This window comes from Tatumella ptyseos ATCC 33301, from assembly GCF_000735525.1.
Lineage (GTDB): Bacteria > Pseudomonadota > Gammaproteobacteria > Enterobacterales > Enterobacteriaceae > Tatumella > Tatumella ptyseos.
On the sequence record NZ_JMPR01000046.1, the window covers coordinates 33,998 to 54,280 of the forward strand.

21 protein-coding genes are annotated in these 20,283 nt (G+C 51.8%); 6 read left to right on the plus strand and 15 right to left on the minus strand.

What is annotated here, in order from left to right:
- Positions 1–36: 36 nt before the first annotated feature.
- The 6 genes from pgpA to nrdR form a co-directional block, all read right to left on the minus strand.
- Positions 37–546 carry a phosphatidylglycerophosphatase A gene (gene pgpA, locus GTPT_RS14525; protein WP_025902493.1) on the minus strand — a complete coding sequence of 170 codons (510 nt, stop codon included), beginning with the start codon at positions 544–546 and terminating at the stop codon, positions 37–39.
- Positions 533–1,510: a thiamine-phosphate kinase gene (gene thiL / locus GTPT_RS14530; RefSeq protein ID WP_025902494.1), complete on the minus strand. Its 978-nt coding sequence runs from the start codon at positions 1,508–1,510 to the stop codon at positions 533–535. Before thiL ends, pgpA begins: the two co-directional genes overlap by 14 nt.
- 65 nt (positions 1,511–1,575) lie before the next feature.
- The gene (nusB, locus tag GTPT_RS14535; RefSeq protein WP_025902495.1) at positions 1,576–1,995 is read right to left on the minus strand and encodes a transcription antitermination factor NusB; all 420 of its coding nucleotides are present in this window, start codon (positions 1,993–1,995) and stop codon (positions 1,576–1,578) included.
- A gap of 16 nt (positions 1,996–2,011) precedes the next feature.
- Positions 2,012–2,482: a 6,7-dimethyl-8-ribityllumazine synthase gene (ribH, locus tag GTPT_RS14540; protein WP_025902496.1), complete on the minus strand. Its 471-nt coding sequence runs from the start codon at positions 2,480–2,482 to the stop codon at positions 2,012–2,014.
- Between the two features lie 93 nt (positions 2,483–2,575).
- Positions 2,576–3,679 (minus strand): bifunctional diaminohydroxyphosphoribosylaminopyrimidine deaminase/5-amino-6-(5-phosphoribosylamino)uracil reductase RibD, encoded by a 1,104-nt coding sequence (gene ribD, locus GTPT_RS14545; protein ID WP_029989979.1) that lies wholly within the window; start codon positions 3,677–3,679, stop codon positions 2,576–2,578.
- The gene (gene nrdR / locus GTPT_RS14550) at positions 3,676–4,134 is read right to left on the minus strand and encodes a transcriptional regulator NrdR (RefSeq protein ID WP_025902498.1); all 459 of its coding nucleotides are present in this window, start codon (positions 4,132–4,134) and stop codon (positions 3,676–3,678) included. The genes ribD and nrdR overlap by 4 nt, the downstream gene beginning before the upstream one ends.
- A gap of 182 nt (positions 4,135–4,316) precedes the next feature.
- Here nrdR and lysM point away from each other — a divergent pair, with 182 nt between their 5' ends.
- The 3 genes from lysM to GTPT_RS17175 all read left to right on the plus strand — a co-directional run bounded on the left by lysM (position 4,317) and on the right by GTPT_RS17175 (position 5,933).
- Positions 4,317–4,751 (plus strand): peptidoglycan-binding protein LysM, encoded by a 435-nt coding sequence (gene lysM, locus GTPT_RS14555; RefSeq protein ID WP_029989977.1) that lies wholly within the window; start codon positions 4,317–4,319, stop codon positions 4,749–4,751.
- Positions 4,752–4,758: 7 nt separating this feature from the next.
- Positions 4,759–5,310 carry a DUF3251 domain-containing protein gene (locus GTPT_RS16780; protein WP_051170724.1) on the plus strand — a complete coding sequence of 184 codons (552 nt, stop codon included), beginning with the start codon at positions 4,759–4,761 and terminating at the stop codon, positions 5,308–5,310.
- A gap of 224 nt (positions 5,311–5,534) precedes the next feature.
- Complete coding sequence (locus tag GTPT_RS17175; protein ID WP_071780102.1) at positions 5,535–5,933, plus strand: GFA family protein; 399 nt, start codon at positions 5,535–5,537, stop codon at positions 5,931–5,933.
- Positions 5,934–6,031: 98 nt separating this feature from the next.
- On the opposite strand, the gene GTPT_RS14565 is transcribed toward GTPT_RS17175, so the two are convergent.
- The 6 genes from GTPT_RS14565 to queA all read right to left on the minus strand — a co-directional run bounded on the left by GTPT_RS14565 (position 6,032) and on the right by queA (position 12,680).
- Positions 6,032–6,454, minus strand: a complete 423-nt coding sequence (locus GTPT_RS14565) for a GNAT family N-acetyltransferase (protein ID WP_029989974.1) — start codon at positions 6,452–6,454, stop codon at positions 6,032–6,034.
- Positions 6,455–7,190: 736 nt separating this feature from the next.
- Positions 7,191–8,159, minus strand: coding sequence for a protein translocase subunit SecF (secF, locus tag GTPT_RS14575; protein ID WP_025902501.1), 969 nt, complete (start codon positions 8,157–8,159; stop codon positions 7,191–7,193).
- 10 nt (positions 8,160–8,169) lie between these two features.
- Positions 8,170–10,017: a protein translocase subunit SecD gene (gene secD / locus GTPT_RS14580; protein ID WP_071780097.1), complete on the minus strand. Its 1,848-nt coding sequence runs from the start codon at positions 10,015–10,017 to the stop codon at positions 8,170–8,172.
- A gap of 25 nt (positions 10,018–10,042) precedes the next feature.
- Complete coding sequence (yajC, locus tag GTPT_RS14585; protein ID WP_025902503.1) at positions 10,043–10,375, minus strand: preprotein translocase subunit YajC; 333 nt, start codon at positions 10,373–10,375, stop codon at positions 10,043–10,045.
- Between the two features lie 25 nt (positions 10,376–10,400).
- Complete coding sequence (tgt, locus tag GTPT_RS14590) at positions 10,401–11,525, minus strand: tRNA guanosine(34) transglycosylase Tgt (protein WP_025902504.1); 1,125 nt, start codon at positions 11,523–11,525, stop codon at positions 10,401–10,403.
- A gap of 84 nt (positions 11,526–11,609) precedes the next feature.
- Complete coding sequence (gene queA, locus GTPT_RS14595) at positions 11,610–12,680, minus strand: tRNA preQ1(34) S-adenosylmethionine ribosyltransferase-isomerase QueA (protein WP_029989970.1); 1,071 nt, start codon at positions 12,678–12,680, stop codon at positions 11,610–11,612.
- 102 nt (positions 12,681–12,782) lie between these two features.
- Between queA and GTPT_RS14600 the strand changes: the two genes are divergently transcribed.
- The 3 genes from GTPT_RS14600 to GTPT_RS14610 all read left to right on the plus strand — a co-directional run bounded on the left by GTPT_RS14600 (position 12,783) and on the right by GTPT_RS14610 (position 15,859).
- Positions 12,783–13,364 (plus strand): acyl carrier protein phosphodiesterase, encoded by a 582-nt coding sequence (locus tag GTPT_RS14600; RefSeq protein ID WP_029989968.1) that lies wholly within the window; start codon positions 12,783–12,785, stop codon positions 13,362–13,364.
- Positions 13,365–13,477: 113 nt separating this feature from the next.
- Positions 13,478–14,080: a peroxiredoxin C gene (locus tag GTPT_RS14605; RefSeq protein ID WP_025902507.1), complete on the plus strand. Its 603-nt coding sequence runs from the start codon at positions 13,478–13,480 to the stop codon at positions 14,078–14,080.
- Between the two features lie 480 nt (positions 14,081–14,560).
- A complete protein-coding gene (locus GTPT_RS14610) occupies positions 14,561–15,859 on the plus strand; it encodes a mechanosensitive ion channel family protein (RefSeq protein ID WP_051170723.1) in 1,299 nt (432 codons plus the stop codon).
- A 39-nt stretch (positions 15,860–15,898) separates the two neighbouring features.
- On the opposite strand, the gene proY is transcribed toward GTPT_RS14610, so the two are convergent.
- The 3 genes from proY to GTPT_RS14625 all read right to left on the minus strand — a co-directional run bounded on the left by proY (position 15,899) and on the right by GTPT_RS14625 (position 20,149).
- Positions 15,899–17,269 (minus strand): proline-specific permease ProY, encoded by a 1,371-nt coding sequence (proY, locus tag GTPT_RS14615; RefSeq protein ID WP_029989965.1) that lies wholly within the window; start codon positions 17,267–17,269, stop codon positions 15,899–15,901.
- Between the two features lie 66 nt (positions 17,270–17,335).
- Positions 17,336–18,655: a branched-chain amino acid transport system II carrier protein gene (gene brnQ / locus GTPT_RS14620; protein WP_025902510.1), complete on the minus strand. Its 1,320-nt coding sequence runs from the start codon at positions 18,653–18,655 to the stop codon at positions 17,336–17,338.
- A 390-nt stretch (positions 18,656–19,045) separates the two neighbouring features.
- Positions 19,046–20,149 carry a cobalamin-independent methionine synthase II family protein gene (locus GTPT_RS14625; protein ID WP_029989963.1) on the minus strand — a complete coding sequence of 368 codons (1,104 nt, stop codon included), beginning with the start codon at positions 20,147–20,149 and terminating at the stop codon, positions 19,046–19,048.
- Positions 20,150–20,283 lie beyond the last annotated feature (134 nt).

Below are 20,283 nucleotides of genomic sequence, written 5' to 3' on the forward strand. Positions count from 1 at the left end.
TTGCCGAATCTGACCCGTTTCTGATTGGGACAAGACTCAGAAAGGAATGAATGCAGGAAAGTAGTGCGCTACCGCAAAGATTAACGCCGCAGAGATCACCCCGGCGACAATATCATCAACCATGATCCCCATACCTCCCCGGACATTGCGGTCAAACCAGCGGATTGGCCAGGGCTTCCAGATATCGAAAACGCGGAAAACAACGAACCCTATCGCAATCCATTGCCAGTGGTGATTCGGGATCGCCACCAGCGTTATCCACATACCGATAAATTCATCCCAGACAATACTGCCGTGATCATGAACACCCATATCTTTTGCGGTTCTGTGGCAGAGATAAACGCCCAGACAGATCCCCAGCAACACAATCAGATAATAGAGTTCCTGCGGTAACTGGATCAGAAAATACCAGAACGGTATCGCCGCCAGCGACCCGGCCGTCCCCGGCATCACCGGGCTAAGCCCGCTACCGAAACCTACGGCAAGCAGGTGCCACGGATTAGTCAGTCGCAGACGTGAGATGACTTGCTGTCTATTTCCGGCCAAAATGATCGTATCCTTTCACATGTATCGTGGCAGGTTTACCCTGATCCAGCAGAACCAGCCCTTCACTCTCCGGCGCAATCTGGCCGATACAGTGATAGGGAACCCCCAGGTGGTCAAGGGACACCGCCAGCGCACCCCGATTGATCTCCGGTACGGTGAAGCATAGCTCATAATCTTCGCCGCCACTGAGTGCCCAGCGCTGTGCCTGCTCTTTACCAAACCCTTCTTTCAGTGCTGTAGAAAGTGGCAAGGTATCAATATTAATTCTGGCACCGACCCGGCTGTTCTTCAGAATATGGCCTAAGTCTGCCAGCAGGCCGTCCGAAATATCAATCGCTGACGTGGCGAGATCTCTTAACGCCTGCCCCTGAAGAATACGCGGTACCGGACGAAGGTGACGCTTGATCAATGCCTCATAGATGGCCGGGTCATCGGTACGGACATGATGCTGCAACAGCGCCAGCCCTGCGGCACTGTCCCCCAGGGTTCCGGTCACAAAGATCCAGTCTCCGGGTTTCGCACCATTACGTTTCAGCGCCCGCCCTTCCGGGATCAGCCCGTGAATACCGAGCGTCATACTGAGCGGACCCCGGGTGGTATCCCCGCCAATCAATTGCATGTCGTAATAATTCAGAAGTTCAAACAGGCTGTCACTGAATGCCTGCAACCACTCTTCATCGACAGAGGGTAATGTCAGTGCCAGTGTCAGCCAGGCAGGATCTGCGCCCATGGCAGCAAGGTCACTGAGATTGACCGCTAAGGCTTTGTAACCAAGGTCTGAAGGGTGGATATCACGCAGGAAATGTATCCCTTCCACCAGCGTATCGGTACTGATCGCCAGGGTCTTTTTTTCAGGGACATTAAGAAGAGCGCAATCGTCTCCGATGCCTTTAACAACATCACGACGAGAGCTGGTAACACGATTAAAATAACGAGCAATGAGCTCAAATTCGCCACAGGACATAAGCGGGATCACTAAGCAGGTACGTTATTGATATAAAAAAGGCCGGAGAACCGGCCTGAGTATCATTACTTACGATTCGGACGAATTTGTGGTGCTGCTTTATCCAGAACGCCATTCACAAACTTATGGCTGTCTTCGGCACCAAAGACCTTCGCCAGCTCAATGCCTTCATTGATAGCGACTTTATAAGGCACGTCGTCACGTTTGCTCAGTTCGTACAGCGCAATACGTAAGGCGGCTTTTTCAACCTGGCCCAGTTCATCCAGACGACGGGTCAGGTAAGGCTGCATCAGACCATCAAGATAGGCACTGTTGTTCGCGACACCAGCCAGTATTTCGCGGAAATAGTTAACATCAACATCTTTGACGTCCTGTTCCGCCAGAAACTGGTATTCCACATCGGAAATGTCATTATTGGATATCTGCCAGGAATAGAGTGCCTGGAGGGCACACTCCCGGGCACGGCGGCGAGCAGCAGGTTTCACAAAATTCCCCTTAAGATCAGGCGTTAATAGCTTCTAATACATTAATCATTTCAAGTGCGGTCAGTGCCGCTTCGGCACCTTTATTACCCGCTTTAGTACCGGCACGCTCAATAGCCTGCTCGATATTTTCGGTCGTTAACACTCCGAAGGCGACAGGAATGTCACTGTTCATTGCCACGCTGGCAATCCCTGAACTGGCTTCCCCGGCCACAAATTCAAAGTGCGCTGTTCCGCCACGGATCACCGTGCCAAGCGCGATCACCGCGTTATATTTGCCGGTGTTGCACAGCGCGCGCGCAGCCAGAGGTAATTCGTAAGCTCCGGGTACCCAGACGACGGTAATATTTTCATCTTTCACCTGACCAATACGTTTCAGCGCATCGATAGCACCGTCCAGCAGACTGTCATTGATAAAATTATTAAAACGGGCAATGACAATGGCAACGTTAGCTTCAGGCGTTGCTACAGCAGCTTCGATAATTTTCATACACTTCCTTTCAGGTAAAAGTCGGGTCGCCCGGCAAGGGGGGCGAATTTTAGCATACTCTTTCGCGCTCTGCTCTCGCTTTTGCGCAAACTCTCATTCCGGGCGTAAAATAACCCGTAAGTCATCACCGATACGGCGAACATCCTCAAAACAAAATGCCGGGGCCTCGGCCAGCCGGGTAAGCCCCGGTAAGGCACAGAGCCCGCGGGCTTCATTACCGAGAAGCTTCGGCGCCAGGTAAACAATTAATTCATCCACCACCCCGGCACGTATCAGAGCACCGGCCAGGGTCGCCCCGGCTTCGGTCCAGACACTGTTGATCTGCTGGCGGCCTAACTGCATCATCAGCGCGACGAGATCAAACCCGCCGTTGTGTTCCGGCACCACTATCTGCTTCACCGTGTCAGGCCATTCCCCGTCGGGGCGGGAACGTATCAGCCAGGTTTCGCCTGGCCCGGAAAACACCGACTGTGCTGGCTGTAATTGCTGCTGCCGGTCGGCTATTACGCGGATGGGCTGGCGAAGACAGGCTTCTCCGCCGATGGCCGCCAGCGTCTGACTGTCCAGTGAACCGGCACGCACGGTGAGCGCGGCATTATCCGCAATAACCGTTTTCGCCGTGCTGAGAATGGCATGACTCTGTGCGCGGAACTGCTGCACATCCCTGCGGGCGGCATCGGAGGTGATCCACTGGCTTTCGCCGCTCGCCATGGCCGTTCTGCCATCCAGCGAAGCCCCCAGTTTCAACTGTAGCCACGGAAATCCGGTACGCATACGCTTCAGAAAACCACGGTTCAGGGCTTCCGCTTCCTGTTGCATCAGACCATGACTGACCTCAATCCCGGCCTGGCGCAGCCGATACAGCCCCCGGCCTGCCACTTCCGGATTCGGATCCTGCATCGCCGCAACCACACGGGAGACTCCGGCCGCAATTAAGGCATCACAACAGGGAGGGGTCCGGCCAAAATGGCTGCATGGCTCCAGCGTGACATAAGCCGTGCCGCCGCGCGCTGCCTCTCCGGCGGCACGCAAGGCATGGACTTCCGCATGAGGCTCCCCGGCCCGCTGATGCCACCCTTCCCCGACAATCTGCCCGTCACGGACAATCACACACCCGACATTCGGGTTCGGTGCGGTGGTAAAGCGGCCCCGTCTGGCAAGTTCCAGCGCCCTGGCCATAAATACCTGATCAGTCATTCACGTTTATCCTGTAACCGGGCAATTTCTTCGCCGAACTCGCGGATATCCTCGAAACTGCGATACACAGAGGCAAAGCGAATATAAGCCACTTTATCCAGCATTTTCAGCTCATCCATCACCAGATTACCCAGCATTTTACTGGGCACTTCTCTCTCTCCGGTGGCCCGCAGATGTGCTTTAATCCGGTGAACTGCACTGTCCAGCGCGTCCGAACTCACCGGACGCTTTTCCAGTGCTTTCATCATGCCGCGCATCAGTTTATCTTCGTCAAAGGGTTCACGCACATCGTCACTTTTTACCACTCTTGGCATCACCAGTTCCGCGACCTCAAACGTGGTAAACCGCTCATGGCAGACCAGACACTGACGACGACGGCGTACCGACGACCCCTCACTGACCAGCCGGGAGTCTATGACCTTGGTATCTACGGCTGCGCAAAACGGACAATGCATCGAATTATTCCCAAGCTTAAGTAATCATTCAGTCTAGTGTAACGCGAAGACATCGTTAACTAAATGTATTCACGTGCGGTGACTTTCATTTTGCCGCAACCACGTTATTCTTTATCTCTGTTTACGACTATGCTTAATGTGTTTATCGTAAATATTCACAAAAAAATCAGGAGTCAATGAGTATGGGTTTATTTAGTTTTGTTAAAGAAGCGGGTGAAAAACTGTGGGATTCCGTCTCTGCCGATGATGGCAGCAAAATCCAGGATCATTTAAAAAAGCTGGGCATTCCTGACAGCGATAAAGTGAATGTCAGTGTTAATGACGGGACAGCAACCGTGACCGGTGATGGCCTGAGCCAGGAACTGAAAGAAAAAATCCTGGTTGCCGTCGGTAACGTGGCAGGGATCACCCATGTGGATGACCAGGTCAGCACCAGCGGCCCGGAAACTACCCCGACAATCTATACCGTAAAATCCGGAGACACACTGAGTGCTATCTCTAAGCAGGTTTACGGAGATGCTAACCAGTACAACAAAATCTTTGAAGCGAACAAGCCTATGCTGACAAGCCCGGACAAAATTTATCCGGGCCAGGCACTGCGTATTCCACAGGCATAATATCCGCATGAAGAGTACCCGTCTCAGCATCATTGCCGTTTCATTATTACTTGCGGGATGCAGTTCGTCACAGCCCCCGGCACGGCTGACCGACAGTGTCGGTCAGCTAAACCGGGATCTGAGCCGGTTATCCGCCCAGTCAGAGGCCGTCACTTATCAGCGGCAGCTCAATGCGGCGTCCACCCGCGGTGCCTGGCTACTGCCTCTGGCGGACAGCCCGGTGTCTCTCATTACCGCGCAAGGTAAGGTGCTGACCCGGCTGGCCCCGGTAAGCCCCGGGGGCTTGCCGGTATTGCTGGTCAAAAACCAGCAGACCGGGTCGCTGCCCCCTTTTACCATCACAGCCGAACTGGCGGTAGTTTCTGCTAAGGAAGGATACCGGAATGCTGTGCCGGTTATTCTGAAACGCCAGGTACTACAGCGGGCTGTCCCGCTGGCACCGTCTGAACAGGCCCGCTTTATTCTGCCGGAAGTCAGGCTTAAAGGTGACCAGGTGCTGGTGGTCAATGTTCATCAGTTTATGCCGGAAATTTCAGCCGCAGTGACGCGCCCCCGCTAACGGGGAGACGAGTCCTGATATCGGTTGACCGTTTTCTGACGGTAAAACGCCTGATGAATCTTATCAGGCGTTTTGTATTATGGACTATGCCCCGAAATCGCTATAAAGCCGTTTAAGCGGTGAGCGCAATAAGGCTTATGTTAAACGGACTGAATAATGAGAGACCTTACAACAAAATCTATGGTAAGAATCAGATACCAGAAAGGGGAAATTTAAGGGTGAAAATGAAAGGAAGTTGCCTTTGTAAAAGTATCCATTATGAGTGTGATGCGTTAATTAATGGGATAGTCAATTGCCATTGTAATACATGCAGAAAGGCGCATGCGGCTCCTTATGCTCCAACTGCCGGGGTTAAACGAGAACATTTCAGGTGGCTTGAAGGAATTGAATATTTAAACTCCTATGAATCTTCCGCTGGAAAAGTTCGCCACTTTTGTTCGGTTTGCGGCTCTCATCTTATGGCGGAGCGTGTGTCTCAAGATCATGTGATACTACGTGTAGCCACTTTAGACGAGGCTCCCCCTGATACAGTTATTTCTCATATTTGGTGTTCACATGATGTTTCATGGCTAAAAGAAAATAAGGGAGTACCTCATTTCGATGAGTGGCAAACGGATGAGTGATCGAAATACCTATCGGCCCCTTACAGATATCTGATGTGGTCAGAGGGTATTTATGTCAGGAAAAAGCCGTCCATTGCCGTTATACTCAACTGAAGGGCTTATGTTAAATCTGTTTTAGTCAGATAATGCCTCTGAATTCCTTCATCCGGAAAATCGGGCAGGCTCATCTGAAGTTGATAGCCTTGCTTCACGTAAAACGGGAGCGCTTGAAAGCTAAAAGTATCAACTAAACCATGCTTACAACCTGTTCGCTTCCCCTCCTGCTCTGCCGCTTTCATTAGCATGCTTCCCAGGCCGGAGCCTCTGGTCTCTTCGCTTACCCACAGGTAATCGATACAAACCCACTTCCCCTTCTTAGATGCAATCAGTCCGCCTACCATTAACCCTGCCTCATTCCGGCAATAAGCGCCAAACTGCCCCCATGCACGCGTATCAATGAATTGGTTATTATAGTTCCGTAATCCGCTGAAAAGCTCTTCCCGATCAGAATCTGTAACGTTCGATACTATTTCTACCTGCATCCTTAATACCTTTTATTGAAATAATGATTCAATATTAAAAAGTTAAATAGATATGTCAACATGCATTGATTTTAGAATGTCTGGGTTAGTGATAGATGAGCTTATGTTAAGTAAGTCGATGTCATGACCCGGGGAAAACCTTCTTTTATGCTCTTTTCAGGCAGGCATTTTCGGGGATTAATAAATACTGGCGAAAAATAGGCTCATAACCTAAGAAGGATACCCTGAAAATATACAGAAAAACGTTATATCTACTTAAGACGCTAAAGCATAACAATGCCCTACTTGAAAACATCAATCACAGAAAACTGGACAGGTACGACAACACGAAGATCCTTCGCGATGCCTGTAACACTATAGAGGCTGAATGACGACATCGGTGAGTTTTTTAACCGAAGCCTGCTATGTGAGCTTTATTGCTACAGGCGTATGTTAAAAGAGAGTATGTTGAGTATTGTGCCTGAAACCTAACGGAGCTGTAGTGTCCAACTAAAACTGGCCAGCGGGTTAGCGTTTTTTAACTCTCTGTTTTCCGATGCGTTGGGTGGTCATCCACCGTTTATTCGTTCTGCCAGCAGTTACCGGCAACTGTCATGAAGCGGGTAATACCGTTCCTCTGTCACGCTCTCCGCAAGAAGATCAGGAACGTGTCAACGCTATTCAGGACCGGTCACGGGAAATAAAAAAGGCAGCCCGCAACGGGCTGCCTTTTTCAGAGTAATGACGGGAAATCGTATTACGGTAACAACGATTTCTGATCCGCACCCTCTTTTTCAACTTTCTGAACCAGCATATGTTCACGCTTCATGCCCAGCTTCAGTGCCAGTGCAGATGCCACATAGATAGATGACACTGTACCGATAGTGATACCGATTAACATGGTCAGCGAGAAGCCACGCAGTAATTCACCACCGAACAGGAACAACATCAGTACTACCACCAGGGTGGTTGCTGAGGTCATAATGGTTCGGCTCAGAGTCTGCGTCAGTGAAACGTTAACGATGTCATACGGTGTTCCGCGGCGGATCTTACGGAAGTTCTCACGAATACGGTCAGAAACCACGATGCTATCGTTCAGAGAGTAACCGATAACCGACATCAGAGAGGCGATAATGGTCAGATCAATTTCGATATGGAATAACGACAGAACCCCCATCGTAATCACTACATCGTGCGCCAGCGCCAGTACCGCCCCCAGAGCCAGTCGCCACTCAAAACGGAAACCGACATACACCAGGATACAGATCAACGCGACAAGCAGTGCCATCGCCCCTGACTGGGCGAGATCACTACCGACACTCGGTCCGACAAACTCGATGCGTTTCACTATCGCCGTCTGGCTGGTCGCCTGATTAATGACAGAAACGACTTTCTCCCCCAGCTCCTGCCCGACATTTCCGGCATTCGGGGATAAGCGAACTACCACATCACGGCTGCTGCCAAAGTTCTGGACTTCCGGCTCCATGAATCCGGCATGTTGTAATGCCTGACGCATGATATCCAGCTCACCGGGTTTCTCCAGAGTAATTTCAATCACCGTACCGCCGGTGAAATCCAGACCCCAGTTAAATCCGCGGACACCCATGACGACGATAGACGCTATCAGCAGGATCCCGGAGATAGCGAAAGCCAGATAGTCCCAGCGCATGAAGTCATAGACTTTACGGCCATAATTTAACTGTTCAACACTATATTGCTGTGCCACTACGCGCTCCTCAAATTGACAGCTTGTTGATACGTTTGCCGCCATACAGCAGGTTCACGACTGCACGTGTCCCGACAATTGCTGTGAACATGGAGGTCGCAACACCGATGGCCGTTGTGATAGCAAATCCTTTAATGGACCCGGTACCGACGGCGTACAGGATGATTGCAGTAATCAGCGTCGTAACGTTGGCATCTACAATACTGGAGAACGCACCGCGATAGCCTTCGTGGATGGCCTGCTGCACACTGCGACCATTACGAAGTTCTTCTTTTATGCGTTCATTAATCAACACATTCGCATCGACGGCGACCGCAAGGGTTAACACAATCCCCGCAATACCCGGCATGGTTAAGGTTGCCCCCGGCAGCAGCGACATTATCCCGACAATCAGGACCAGGTTGGCAATCAACGCTGTCGTGGCAATTACACCAAACTTTTTATAGTACAGGACCATAAACAGGATAGAGGCAATCAGTCCCCACAGGCAGGCATGCAGACCCTGATTAATGTTCTGTTGACCCATGGTCGGACCGATAGTGCGTTCTTCAACAATCTGAATCGGCGCAATCAGTGCCCCGGCACGCAGCAGTAACGATAACTGACGGGCTTCGTTCGGATTGCTGATACCGGTAATACGGAAGCTGTTACCCAGACGTGACTGAATATTTGCCACGTTGATAACTTCTTCTTCTTTTTCCAGAATCGCACGACCTTTGGCATCTTTCTTACCGCTGTCTTTGTACTGCACAAACAGGGTTGCCATCGGTTTACCGATATTGTCCTTGGTATAATCAGACATCATATTTCCGCCGGCACTGTCGAGGGAAATGTTGACCTGAGGCTGGTTATACTCATCCATACTGGACGTGGAATCGGTAATATGGTCACCGGTCAGGATCACACGCTTGTACAGCACCACAGGCTGACCATCACGGGTCATCTTAACTTCAGAATCTCCCGGCACACGGCCCTGAGCTGCCGCCGCAGGATCAACGGAGGTGTTGACCGGACGGAACTCCAGCGTTGCTGTCGCGCCCAGGATCTCTTTAGCGCGCGCAGTATCCTGGATACCCGGTAATTCGACAACGATACGGTCAGTTCCCTGACGCTGTACCAGTGGCTCTGCCACACCCAGCTGATTCACACGGTTACGCAGAATATTAATGTTCTGCTGAACTGCGTATTCACGGGCTTCGCTCATCCGGGCATCGGTCATGACTGCGGTCAGGGAGTTATTTCCTGCAGAGTTAATGACTAAATCACTGTGACGCGGGGTGAGGTAGCTGATGGCTTTATCACGATCAGCGGCATTCGCGAAACTGATGGTGACACCATAGTTGGCCGCTTTACCGATAGTGGTGTACGGGATGTTCTGAGCACGTAAATCACTACGCAGGCTGTCGGAGTTTTGTTCCTGCAGCTTACCCAGTGCTGTGTCCATATCCACTTCCATCAGGAAGTGAACACCACCACGCAGGTCCAGGCCCAGTTTCATCGGTTCTGCTGATACCATTGCCATCCAGGCCGGGGTTGCCGGTGCCAGGTTTAGAGCCACAACATAGTTGTCACCCAACCCGCTCACCAGGGCTTCACGGGCACGGAGCTGGATATCGGTATTATTAAAGCGGGCAAGAATGGCACCATTTTCCAGGGCAATGGATTTACTCTGGATATGGTCCTGCCGGAGAATATTCTGGATCTGATCCAACGTTTGCTCACTGGCGGCGGCACCCCGCGCGCCAGTGACTTGCACGGCCGGATCCTCACCATACAGGTTGGGAAGTGCATACAGCAGACCGAGAAGGAGAACCACGATCAGCATGATGTACTTCCACAAAGGATAACGGTTTAACACGGCAATTCCCTTAGGGAAGAAAAAATTACAGCGCCTTCATTGTGCCTTTCGGCAGGACGGCAGCCACGAAATCACGTTTGATCACGACTTCAGTCGTATCATTCAGAGCAATAACCACATAACCGGTCTCTGACACTTTGCTGATGCGGCCCACTAATCCGCCGTTGGTTAATACTTCATCGCCTTTGGTGATTGAGTCCATCAGCTTCTTGTGTTCTTTAGAACGCTTCTGCTGCGGGCGCAGAATCATGAAGTAAAAGATCAATCCAAATACGACCAGCATGATCACCATAGAATACGGACTTCCCTGGGACGGGGCACCCGTAGCGGCAACAGCGTCAGAAATGAAAAAACTCATTAAATTTCCCTCATTGGATTTATAGTCAAACGTTTAAGGCAGGGACGTCTTTCCCCTTCCTTTGATAAAAATCAGTGACAAATTGCTCTAAATTACCGTCTTCAATCGCCTGACGTAAACCGGCCATCAAACGCTGATAGTAACGCAAATTGTGAATAGTGTTCAGCCTTGCACCTAAAATTTCATTACAACGGTCCAGATGATGCAAATATGCACGGGTGTAATGGCGACAAGTGTAACAATCACACTCTGCATCCAGTGGTGAGGTATCATCTTTATGCTTAGCATTACGGATTTTCACCACCCCGTCGGTCACGAACAGATGACCATTACGGGCGTTGCGTGTTGGCATCACGCAATCGAACATATCGACACCACGACGTACGCCTTCAACCAGGTCTTCGGGTTTTCCGACGCCCATCAGGTAACGAGGCTTGTCTTCAGGGATCTGCGGACACACATGCTCAAGGATGCGATGCATATCTTCTTTCGGCTCACCGACAGCCAGACCGCCCACAGCGTACCCATCAAATCCTATCTCTACCAGTCCTTTAACAGAGACATCTCGTAAATCTTCGTAAACACTGCCCTGGATAATACCGAACAATGCATTTTTATTCCCGAGAGAATCAAAGCGGTCCCGGCTACGTTTTGCCCAGCGCAGCGACATTTCCATGGAGCGCTTCGCATAATCGTGGTCGGCAGGATAAGGCGTACACTCATCGAAAATCATCACGATATCGGACCCGAGATCGTACTGAATTTCCATCGACTTTTCGGGATCCAGGAAAATGGCATCTCCGTTAATCGGGTTACGGAAATGTACCCCGGCCTCGGTGATCTTACGGATATCCCCCAGGCTGAAGACCTGGAAACCGCCGGAGTCGGTCAGGATAGGCCCCTGCCACTGCATGAAGTCGTGTAAGTCACCATGTAACTTCATGATTTCCTGACCAGGACGCAACCATAAATGGAAGGTATTCCCCAGGATAATCTGCGCTCCGGTGTCTTTGACTTCTTCCGGCGTCATTCCTTTGACCGTACCATAGGTGCCCACCGGCATAAATGCCGGGGTTTCGACCACACCGCGATCGAATACTAAACGACCGCGACGGGCACGACCTTCGGTAGTAATTAATTCAAACTTCACACAACCTCCACCAGAGAAACAGTCTGATGTTAAGAGTTAAACATCTGAGCAGCGGCGGTTTCCGGACGGAAAACGCCAGCCATTTTATTCCCCGACCTGCTGTTCAGCCGCCTGAGGATTTTTAGTAATAAACATCGCATCACCGTAACTAAAGAAACGGTATTGCTCTGCGACCGCCTGCTGATATGCCTGCATCGTATTCCGGTAACCGGCAAACGCGGAGACCAGCATGATAAGCGTGGATTCAGGCAGGTGGAAGTTGGTGATCAAAGCATCAATCACCTGATATTGATATCCCGGATAAATAAATATCTGCGTATCATCAAAAAACGGCGCGATCAGGCTCTCTCCGGCGGCCTGCGCGGCGCTCTCCAGAGAACGCACAGAGGTCGTTCCGACGGCGACCACTTTATTGCCACGGGCTTTACAGGCCAGCACAGCATCCACCACGTCCTGAGGGACTTCGGCATATTCCGAGTGCATTATGTGGTCTTCAATACTGTCCACCCGTACCGGCTGGAACGTACCGGCACCCACATGCAGGGTGACAAACGCCATTTCAACGCCTTTCGCGCGCAGAGCCTCCAGCAGACCACCATCAAAATGCAGACCAGCGGTCGGTGCTGCCACGGCGCCGGGACGGGCACTGTAGACCGTCTGGTAGAGTTCACGATCAGACTCTTCATCCGGGCGGTCAATATAAGGCGGCAAGGGCATATGCCCGACCTGATTCAGGATCTCCAGGACGGTACGTTCATCGTCAAAAGCAATCTCGAATAAAGTGTCATGCCGGGCCACCATGGTGGCTTTCACACTTTCGTCATCGCCTAACAGCAAGTCGCTGCCAGGCTTCGGCGCTTTTGAAGCACGAACATGGGCCAGCACCCGGTGCTCATCCAGCACCCGCTCGACCAGCATCTCTATCTTACCGCCACTGGCTTTGCGTCCGAAGACTCTGGCCGGGATCACCCGGGTGTTGTTGAACACCAGTAAATCACCGGCATGCAGTTTTTCCAGCACATCGGTAAACACCCCGTGGGTGAGCTCGCCTGTCGGGCCGTCGAGGGACAGCAGGCGGCAGCTGCTTCGTTCTGCCCGCGGGTAATGGGCAATCAGTGACTCAGGCAGTTCAAAATTAAAATCAGCAACGCGCATGGCGGAATATTCCGGGCAAAAAATCAGGCGGCATAGTGTAACGGAAAAGCCGGGATTACTGAACCTCTGGCTGTCAGGTCGGAGTTCGGCCTATAATACCCTATGAATTTTCTTGCACATCTGCACCTGGCCACACTGGCCGAAAGCTCGCTGCTCGGGAACCTGATGGCCGACTTTGTCCGCGGTGATCCGGACACCCAATGGGATAGCGCCACCGCTGAAGGTATCCGTCTGCATCGCCGGCTGGATAGCCTGACCGATGCGTTACCGGAAGTCCGTGCTGCCCGCCTGCTCTTCCGGGAGGAGACCCGCCGTGTCGCCCCGATAACCCTGGATGTCATCTGGGACCATTTTCTGGCCCGCCATTGGGATCATTACTGTCCGGCAACCCCGCTAAGTACCTTTTGCCGGCAGGCCGAACGGCAAATCCGCCCGTTTCTGCCTGATACGTCTGACTCTTTTCGCAAACTCAACCAACTGATGTGGCCGGAACGCTGGCTGGAAAAATACGGTCAGCCGGAACGGCTGGAGCTGGTGCTGAACGGCATGGCGAACCGTCGCCCGAAACTCGACCAGTTACGTCATTCTTATCAGGATTTTGTGGAGAATTATTCAGCACTGGATGCGTTATTTTCTGTTTTTTATCCGCGCCTTATGCAACTTGCAACAGAAAAAAGGCTGTAAAAGCACGTTTCGGCTGTCATACTCTTGTCAGCAAATGAAACGATGATAATCTACAGAAAATGACATACCTCTGTGGTGTGTTGTTGTTAATCCCTTAACCGATTGGAGTGATTATGGTACTGGTTACCCGTCAGGCCCCTGACTTCACGGCAGCAGCCGTACTGGGCAATGGTGAAATTGTTGAGAATTTCAACTTTAAAAAACACATTGCAGGTAAACCTGCCGTCCTGTTTTTCTGGCCAATGGACTTCACTTTTGTATGTCCTTCAGAATTAATCGCTTTTGATAAGCGTTATGCTGAGTTTGAAAAACGCGGTGTGGAAGTCGTTGGTGTTTCTTTCGACTCCGAGTTCGTCCATAACGCATGGCGTAACACCCCTATCAATGATGGCGGTATTGGTCCGGTGAAATATGCGATGGTTGCTGACATTAAACGTGAAATTCAGCAGGCGTATGGCATCGAACATCCGGATGCAGGCGTTGCTCTGCGTGGCTCTTTCCTGATCGACAAAGACGGTGTGGTTCGTCACCAGGTGGTTAACGATCTGCCACTGGGCCGTAACGTTGACGAAATGCTGCGTATGGTTGATGCGCTGCAGTTCCACGAAGAGCACGGCGAAGTCTGCCCTGCACAGTGGGAAAAAGGCCAGGAAGGTATGGGCGCGTCTCCGGAAGGTGTTGCGAAATACCTGACCGCAAACGCCGGCAAGCTGTAAGTTACCTTGCTGAAATAACCCGCTGCGGCGGGTTATTTTTTTGCTCTCCCCTGCCTTATCCTCTGCCAGCCTCTGCCGGTAATAACCTCCGTTTTGCCCGCCGCTTATTATCGTTTTGCTGCCGATCGGCACAATTCAGACGCAATCTATTTGTCACCGCCGACGCTTATGGTGTTCTGAGGGGAACTCCTGTGCCCGGGCCCGGCGAAACTGTATCCCTGATCACTGCCTACCGCCTGAGTCCGTTAATGGCAGATATCTGTATCCGGCGGTGATACGCAGGGGAAACTTACCCCACCTCAGTGGCAGGGCTATCACCCGATAGGGATGGCCTGACGTTATCTCCTGGGCCGCATCGCAGGCCCCGGCCGCCTGTAGGTAAAGATTTGTATTAGCGGCCCCAATTTTTGTTTGTCATTCGCACTCCCCTGCTGAAAGCCTTAAGCTAATATAGTTGAGATCATTAACGCAGGGAGCTTTATGCAACAGCAAATCATCGAATGGCTGCAGTCACTGGGCCTGACACATTACACCAATGCATTGTCGGTCGTCGCGGTACTGGTCGCCATCGTGTTTATTTCACTGGTCATACACCTTCTGCTGCATAAATTGATGTTGCCGATGTTCAAGCGACGTGCGGAAGCAAGCCCGTACCAGTGGCCAAAGGCGTTACTGCGCCATAAGCTGTTTCACCGTGTCGCCTGGCTGTTACAGGGAATTTTATTTCAACTGCTGATCCAGGCCTGCCTGGACAGCAACTCGGCGCTGTTCAGCACATTAATGACGGCGGTTCAGCTTTGGATGATCCTGTTCACCTTGCTGATCGGGTTTTCACTGCTGGATGTGGTGCAGTCGGTCACTGCCCGCAGCATGCTGGCCCGGCAACTCCCGCTGAGGGGCATTCTGCAAAGTGTTAAGCTGGTCGCCGCTATCCTTATCAGCATTCTGATGATTTCCGTGCTGCTCGGGAAATCTCCGGGAGTGTTACTGACCGGACTGGGCGCAATGACCGCAGTCCTGATGCTGGTCTTCAAAGATCCTATCCTCGGCCTGGTTGCAGGGATCCAGCTTGCCGCCAATGATATGCTGAAGCTGAATGACTGGCTGGATATGCCAAAGTACGGTGCTAACGGTTCCGTTATAGATATCAACCTGACCACCGTGAAGGTTCAGAACTTTGATAACACTATCGTGACCATCCCCGCCTATGCGCTGATTTCAGATTCCTTTAAGAACTGGCGTGGCATGTCAGAGTCCGGCGGCCGCCGGATCATGCGCAGCCTGAATATCGATGCGACCAGTATCCATTTTCTTTCAGAGCAGGAAGCTGAACAGCTCAGTCAGGCCCATTTTCTGGTGCCCTATATGAACCAAAAGCGCCAGGAAGTCACCGAGTGGAATAAGAAAAATGCCGAAGGCAGTGCCTCTGCCCTCAATTACCGGGCACTGACAAATGTGGGAACCTTCCGGATCTGGCTGGAAAACTGGCTGCGTAATCATCCGCGGATCCGCCAGGATATGACCCTGATGGTCCGGCAACTGGCACCGACAGACAGTGGATTACCGATTCAGATTTATGCCTTTACTAACACAACCGTCTGGGGTGAATACGAGAATATTCAGAGTGATATTTTCGATTATATTTATGCCGCACTTCCGGCGTTCAGTCTGCAGGTATTTCAGCATCCGACGGGAAGTGATATGCGGGCTTTGGGAGGAGGGTTAGCCGGTGCGGTTGCCACAGCACGTCCCCCTGCCGGGGAGACCTCAGCGCATTAACTGACGGCCGGACCGGGAAACCCCGGTCCGGCGGGCTGATTAGCCTTGTGAAGAGACGATATTTTTCTTCTTAAACAGACGATAACTTAACAGCAGTAATACCACCCAAATCGCTCCGGCATAAAGTGACAGCCGGGTATCCGGGAAGTAACCAATCAGCGCTATAATAAACACCAGGAACAGGATCCCGATAACAGACATCACTGAGCCCCCCGGTAACGGGAACTTGATCTGGCTGCGACCTTCCGCGCCCAGTTTCTTACGGAAACCAATCTGCGCCAGCAAAATCATGATCCAGACCCAGACCGTGGCAAAGGTTGCCAGCGAGGCAATGACCAGGAAGACTTTTTCCGGCATCAGGTAGTTCAGCAATACGGCAATCAGCAGAGCGACCATCATCACCACCACCGTCAGCCATGGGGTACCGCGTTTAGAGACCGCGGTAAACATCTTAGGCGCATCCCCCTGTTCAGCCATGCCATGCAGCATACGACCGACCCCGAAGATATCGCTGTTAATCGCCGATAGCGAGGCGGTGATCACCACAAAGTTCAGTACCGCGGCGGCGGCGGCGACTCCCAGGTGCTGGAAGGTCAGGACAAACGGACTGCCATTGGTCCCTACCTGATCCCACGGATAGATGGACATAATGACAAACAGCGTACCGACGTAAAATACCAGAATACGCCAGGGAACGGAGTTGATAGCTTTGGGGATCGTGTTTTCCGGTTTGTCCGCTTCACCGGCGGTGATCCCGATAATCTCAATCCCGCCGTAAGCAAACATCACCATCTGTAAAGACAGCAGCATTCCGGTGAGTCCGTGTGCAAAGAAACCGCCATGGCTCCACAGGTTACTGATACCGGTCGGATGACCGCCGTTACCTATTCCCCAAATAATGATACCCAGGCCTGCCAGGATCATCAGAACAATGGTGGCGACTTTGAAGAAGGAGAACCAGAACTCAAGCTCACCGAACACCTTTACGCTCATCATATTGATGGCACCGATGATCAGCACCACACTGAGTACCCATATCCAGTGAGGCACCTCCGGGAACCACACGCCCATATACACTCCGAAGGCGGTGACATCGGCGATGGCGACGATCAGAATTTCAAAGCAGTAAGTCCAGCCCGTAATATACCCCGCCATCGGGCCAAGGTAATCCCTGGCATAACGGGAAAAGGAACCGGCATTCGGATTATTTACCGACATCTCACCCAGTGCGCGCATAATAATATAGGCGACAGCACCACCGATAATATAGGCCAGCAGAACACTCGGTCCCGCCATACGGATAGCATCCGCCGAGCCATAAAATAACCCGGTTCCGATAGCGGAACCCAATGCCATAAACCTGATATGTCTGGTGCTGAGCCCCCGACGCAGTGTATTTGTTTTTTGCATAACGACCTGTACCTGTAAAAAAGAAAACCACGGGCAGGCCCGTGGTTTATACTTCAGTATTCCGGTTTACTGATGTACTTTTGCCGGATAACTCCCTTTAATCCGGTCAATGACCACACAAACCACCAGGATGACGAGTGTCGGTGGCAGCCATGACAGTCCCTGGTCGGCCAGCGGCAGATTCTGACAGAATCCCGGTAACAAGTCTTTAAATTCGCTGCCTTTAATCGCATCGATGGCACCAAAAATCAGGCTGACCAGCATTGCCGGTGCAATAATCCGCGAGCTGCGGTTCCACCAGCGCAGAGTGAAGCTCAGTACCACCAGCACAATGCACGGCGGGTAAATGGCGGTCAGTACCGGAATAGATAACTGGATCAGATGGCTCAGTCCCAGGTTAGAGACCAGCATTGAAAAGCCGCCCAGAATAAAGACCAGCGCACGATAGGAAAGCGGCAGTAGCTGTGCAAAAAACTCAGCACAGGCACAGGTCAGTCCGACCGCAGTGACCATACAGGCAACAAAGATTAAGGCACCCAGGAACAGGCTGCCTGCCCCGCCGAAGGTATGTTGCACATACGCATGCAGGATAGTCGCACCGTTAGCGCCAGCCGGCACCAGGTGACCACTGCCGGACCCGAGACGGAACAGCGCCAGATAGACCAGCGTCAGGCCGATACCGGCAATAATTCCTGCCAGCATGGTATAGCGGGTCAGCAGACCGGCTTCTTCAATGCCGCGTGAACGTGCCGCATTGACGATAACAATACCGAAGACCAGTGCGCCAAGCGTATCCATGGTCAGGTAACCGTTAACAAAACCGTTCGAAAATGCTGCCGTCTGATAGACATCGACTGCCGGGATTTCACCGCCCGCCGGCCAGAGCATCGCCGCCACACCCAGGATAGCCAGTGCCACAATTTTCAGCGGCGCCAGAAAGTGCCCTACGGTATCCAGCAGTTTCCCCGGATAGAGAGAAATCAGAATGACCAGCGCAAAATAGATCAGGCTGTAAATGAATAAAGGCATTGCCCCGTCACCGGCCAGCGGCGCAATTCCGATTTCAAAAGAGACAGTCGCGGTACGCGGTGTCGCAAACAGTGGACCGACAGCGAGGTAACAGACTGTCGCCAGCACCAGGCCCGCCACTTTCCCGATAGGCGAGCTGAGGGCATCAATACCGCCCCCCACACGAGCCAGGGCAATGACCGTCAGCACCGGTAGTCCGACGGCAGTAATAAGGAAACCACCGGCAGCCGTCCAGACATGTTCTCCGGCCTGAACACCTACCATCGGCGGGAAGATTATATTGCCGGCGCCAACAAACAGGGCAAAAGTCATAAAGCCCAGCGCAAGGATATCTTTAGTCGTTAATTGTTTAGTCATAAATCACTCTGCACATCATGTGCTGACAGAAGCAGGAAGTTGGGTTTGGTTATCATCCATCCACGAATAATTTTTCACCTGATACTGACGCCCTGCCGGGCGCCGGACTGAAAGCAGCGAAATATTCAGTTTATTATTTTTCACCAGAGGATTTGATGATAACGGTCATAAGTAAAACTTTTATAGCGATGAAAGGCAATAACGGATCGCCAAACCAGTAGGAAATGCCATATTTACTCAGAAAGGCAGTGAATATCACGGTTTTTACAGCAAGCAGGCGGGGATGATGTGTTTATTATTTGAACTGAGCATAAGGATATATACATTTTTCATATGACAGGCAAAGAAAAGGCGCGGAACCCGCGCCTTTCCGGCAGAGACTTTCCGGGGCTACCAGACTTCTCCGGCAATCGCCACCACACTGCGGATTTTCTGCCATTGCTCGTCTTCAGTGATGCTATTCCCTTCTTCGGTGGAAGCAAAACCGCACTGCGGACTGAGGCAGAGTTGTTCAATACTGAGAAATTGCGCAGCTTCTGCAATACGGGCTTTCACCTGTGCAGGATCTTCCGGGGTGCCGTTTTTGGTGGTGATCAGACCGAGCACCGCCTGCTGGTGTCCGGGGCGGATAAAACGCAGCGGTTCAAACCCTCCTGAACGCTCATTGTCATATTCCAGGAAGAAGGCATCGACATTCACCTGGCCAAACAAAACTTCGGCCACCGGCTCATAACCCCCTTCAGAAATCCAGGTCGAACGGAAATTTCCGCGACAGACATGCAATCCGACGGTGAGATCAGAGGGTTTACCAATCAGCGCCTGGTTCAGGACTCTGGCGTACGTTTCCGCCAGCGCTTCCGGGTCATCACCACGGGCACGGACCTGCGCTTTCTGGTCTTCGGAACATAAATAGGCCCAGACCGTATCATCGAGTTGCAGATAACGGCATCCGGCCTGGTAAAAGGCATGGATCGCCTCGCGCCATGTGGCAGCCAGATCATCAAAATAGTCATTCAGATCCGGGTAGACCGTTTCGTCGATATATTCCCGGCCACCACGGAAATGCAGCACGCTCGGGCTGGGGATGGTCATTTTAGCCACGGCATCACCGGCAATACTCTGCAGATAACGGAAATCTTCCAGCATCGGATGGTCTTTGAACCCCAGTTTCCCGGTCACACGGACGCCCCGGGCTTTGGTTTCTACCCCTTTGAACTGAATACCGTGGGCGGCTTCAAAGGGTTCTACCCCTTCCAGCCCTTCAAAAAAGTCAAAATGCCACCAGGCACGACGAAACTCACCATCGGTGACGACCTGTAAACCGGCTGCCCGTTGTTTCTCCACCACATCAAGGATGGCGGCATTTTCAATTTCTCTGAGTTCTTCTGCGCCCAGTGTACCGTTCGCAAATTCTGAACGAGCCTGTTTAATGGATTCAGGGCGTAAAAAACTACCAACAGTCTCTGCACGAAATGGGGCGTGTTCTCTTTGCATTGTTATTCTCCGGGTCCGCTACCGTTCCGGCCACTGGCAGTAAAAAGCCATCCGGACGGCTAAATATCTTTCTGTAGCATGACATGAGGAAAATTCCTCATCAATTGATGAAATTTCAGTATAGATGAATTTTT